The sequence below is a fragment of the Streptomyces sp. genome (genome assembly GCF_036566765.1).
In the GTDB taxonomy this organism is placed as follows: Bacteria; Actinomycetota; Actinomycetes; order Streptomycetales; family Streptomycetaceae; genus Streptomyces.
The window spans coordinates 1-3,814 of the sequence record NZ_DATCVQ010000329.1; the positions used below are offsets into that span (position 1 = coordinate 1).

3 protein-coding genes are annotated in these 3,814 nt (G+C 75.1%); all 3 read left to right on the top strand.

All coding sequences use genetic code 11. The features are described 5' to 3' along the window. Nucleotides 1–953, top strand: a 953-nt coding sequence (locus VIU94_RS19415; protein ID WP_331913094.1) for a sugar transferase, incomplete at its 5' end; no start/stop codon positions are given. Nucleotides 954–955: 2 nt separating this feature from the next. Continuing rightward, nucleotides 956–2,329 (top strand): O-antigen ligase family protein, encoded by a 1,374-nt coding sequence (locus tag VIU94_RS19420; protein WP_331913095.1) that lies wholly within the window; start codon nt 956–958, stop codon nt 2,327–2,329. Then, nucleotides 2,322–3,814 (top strand): murein biosynthesis integral membrane protein MurJ (gene murJ / locus VIU94_RS19425; protein ID WP_331913096.1); only part of this gene is annotated, 1,493 nt, incomplete at its 3' end. The genes VIU94_RS19420 and murJ, both read left to right, overlap by 8 nt.

Here is a 3,814-nt window from a genome sequence, read left to right on the forward strand (position 1 = left end):
TGGCCCGGCCGCGGTCCGCGCTGGTCGTCGGCCCGAGCGGCGAGGCGCAGCGGTTCGCGGCCTCGCTCGGCGGGCGGCCGGAGTACGGGATCCGGCCGGTCGGGGTGGTCGGGCTGTGGCAGGACGGCATGCCGCCGGCCGCCGACCTGCCCGCGCTGCCGGTGCTCACGAGCGCCGAGGAGATCCACCGTGCGGTCATCCAGAACAGCGTCCGCGAGGCGGTCTTCCTCGCCGACGACCCGGCGCTGGTGACGCTGTTCCAGCATTACGGCTGCGCCGCCTGGCGGGTGGACGCGGCAGGCGCCGGGGACACGCCCATGGGCGAGCACCTGTGGGGGTACGCCTGCCGCCGGATGACGCCGCTCGGCGAGCGGCCCGGGCTGACCGCCAAGCGGCTGCTCGACCTCGCGGTGGCCGGCCCGGCGATGGCCGTGGCCGGGCCGGTGCTGCTGCTGTGCGCGCTCGCGGTGCGGCTCTCGGACGGTCCGGGCGTGCTGTTCCGGCAGGAGCGGGTCGGACAGCACGGGCGGCGGTTCACGCTGCTGAAGTTCCGTACGCTGCGGCCCGCCGACGAGACCGAGTCGGCGACCCGGTGGAGCGTCGCGAACGACGCCCGGATGAGCGCGGTGGGCAACTTCCTGCGGCGCAGCTCGTTGGACGAGCTGCCGCAGCTGTGGAACGTGCTGCGCGGGGACATGAGCCTGGTCGGCCCGCGGCCCGAACGGCCGTACTTCGTCGCGCAGTTCAGTCGGATCCACGCCGGTTACGCGGCGCGGCACCGGATGCCGGTCGGGCTGACCGGGCTCGCCCAGGTCCACGGGCTGCGCGGCGACACCTCGATCGAGGACCGCTGCCGGTTCGACAACCACTACATCGACCACTGGTCGCTCTGGCAGGACGTCTGCATTCTGCTGCGGACCGCCGCCGGCCTGGTCCGTCCGACGGGGAGTTGACGATGGCGGGGGTGGGGCGGCGCCTGCACCTGGCGCCGGTGATCGCGGTGATCGGGCTGCTGACCGTGCCGGGTGGGGGCGGGGCCGAGGGCGGCACCGGCGGCACGGGGACGCTCGCGGACGCGGCGTCCGGGCTGCTGGTGCTGTTCTGCCTGGTGCGGGTGGTACGAGGCGGGGCACGGCCGTTGACCCTCGCCGCGGCCGTGGTCCTCGGGCTGCCGGTGCTCGGGGTCTGTCTGGCCGCGATCACCTCGAACGACCCGGCGGCGAGCCTGCCGGGGGTGGCCCGCTACGTGCAGATCTTCGTCCTCGTCCCGGCGGCGGTGCTGGTACTGGTCCGGGACCGGGGGGACTTCGCGGTCCTCGCGTGGGCGCTGGTCGCGCTGGCGGTGTTCGAGGGCGGGGTCGGGGTGGTCCAGTACCTGACCGGCACGGGCGCGTCGTACATGGGCGAGGACGTCCGCGCGGTGGGCACGTTCGGGCCGACGGACGTGATGGGCATGGCGACGGTGGTGGCCTTCGGGCTGGTCGTCGCCGTGGGTCTGGCCCTCGGCGGGCCGGCCGGGCGGGCGCGTACGGCCGCGCTGGTCTGCGCGGCGCTGCTGGTCGTGCCGCTGGTGCTGTCGTTCAGCCGGGGCGCGTGGATCGCGACGGTGCTCGCGTGCGCGGCGCAGCTGGCGCTGGCGGGCGTGCGGCGGGCGATGAGGGTCGGGCTCGCGGTGGGCGCGCTCGCGGTGGTGCTGGTGGGCGGGTTCGGGGTCGGCTCGACGATGGTGAAGGAACGGGTCGCGAGCATCACGCAGGTGACGGCCGCGCCGGACCAGTCGGTCACCGACCGGTACACGATGTGGGCCGCGGCGGCCGGAATGTGGCGCACGGACCCCCTGACCGGCGTGGGCCTGAAGGGCTTCCCCCAGTACCGCGACGGCCACGCCTCGCTGGCCCTGTCGTCCGGCAGCGACACGGCGGGCGCGGGCCAGTCCTTCCACCGCCAGCCGCTGCTGTCCCCGCACAACATGTACCTGCTGATCCTGAGCGAACAGGGTCTGGTGGGCGTCCTCACCCTGGCGGGCAGCTGGCTGGCGCTGCTGGTCGCGGCGGTACGCCGCCTCGCGGGCGGCGGGGAGTGCGCGCTGATCGCGGTGGGCCTGCTGGGCTGGCAGCTGATCGACTTCGCGTACGCGGACATCGGCGGCCCGTCGACGGTCCTGACAGCGGTGGTCCTGGGCGTCGCGGCATGGCCGGCGCTGTACGCGAACGCGGCCTGCGCCACCCCCGCCCCCCGTTGTGGGCATTCGTTCCGCTGGGGCGGGACGATTGCCCACACGGGGTGGGGCAGGTGGGCCCCGGCCCGGCGGGGCGGCGGTCATGCCTGAGCCCGTTCAGGTCGACGCGCTGGTGGAGGCGACGACCACCGACACGCCGCCCCGGGCGGTGGTGCGGCAGCCGCGCGGGCGGCATCGAGCGGAGCCCGCCCAAAGCTCCGGGTTCCTCGCGCGGGCCGCGTTCGTCACCGCCGGGCTGACCGCCGCCGGGTCGCTGTTCGGGCTCGTGCGGGACCAGATCCTGGCGGACTCCTTCGGCGCGGGGGCGGACAGCGACGCGTTCCTCGTCGCCTGGACCGTGCCGGAGTTCGCGTCCACGCTGCTGATCGAGGACGCGATGGCGCTGATCCTCGTGCCCGCCTTCAGCCGCGCCCTGCTGCGCCGCGGCGGCGCGCTCGCGCTCGTACGGGCCACGCTGCCGCGGCTCGTGCTGACCGTCGCCGCCGTCGCGCTGCTCCTCGTCGTGCTCGCGCCGCGCCTCGTCGCAACGCTCGCGCCCGGTCTGCCCGACCCCCAACTGGCCGTCGACTGCACCCGATTGACCGCGACCTGCGTGCTCAGCTTCGCGCTCACCGGCTACTGCAGCGCGGCACTGCGCGCGCACGGCCGCTTCCTCCCCCCGGCCGCCATCTACGTCGCGTACAACGTGGGGATCGTCTCCACCGTCCTGGTGCTCCGCCAGCCGCTGGGCGTGCGGTCCGCCGCAGTCGGCGTCGCGGTCGGCGGGACGCTCATGGTGCTGGTTCAAGCGCCTGCGCTCGTACGGGCCCTGATGAATCATCAGCCCGACCGATTGCCAGGCGACGTGGACGGCGGCACCCGCCGCCTCGTCGTCCTCGCGCTCGTCGCGCCCGTCGTCGTCTTCGCCGTCGCCCGCCAGTCCCAGGTCCTCGTCGAGCGCTTCCTCGCCGCCCCGCTGCCCGCCGGCGCGATCTCGCACCTCAACTACGCGCAGAAGATCGCCCAGATGCCGATGATCCTCTCGCTGATGCTGTGCACGGTCACCTTCCCGGTCGTCGCCCGGGCCATCGCGGCCGGCGAGCGGGACGCCGCCCGTCGCCGCGTCGAGCGGGACCTGCTGCTCGCCGTCCTCGTCGTGCTCGTCGGCGCGTCGATCGTGATCGCCGCCGCCCCGCAGATCGTCGACGTGCTCTTCCAGCGCGGCGCGTTCGACCGCACCGACACCGAGGCGACCGCCGCCGTCATGCGGGTGTACGCGCTCGGGCTGCTCGGCCAGACGCTCGTCGGCGTGCTCGTCCGCTGCTACTTCTCGGCTGCCCGCCCGCTGTGGTTCCCGGCCGCCGCGATGTGCGCCGGTCTTGTCACGACCGCGCTCGCCGGGGCGGTGGGCGTACGGCTGTGGGGGGTGCTCGGGATCGCCGCCGCCAACGCGCTCGGCATCACCCTGACCGCCGTACTGCTGCTGACCGGCACGGGGCGGCAGAGCGTGCCGCTCGGCATCGCCCGGGTCGCCGCCGGGGTGGCGCAGCTGGCCGCGGTGGCAGGCTGCGCGACCGCCGCCGGCTGGCTGTGCGC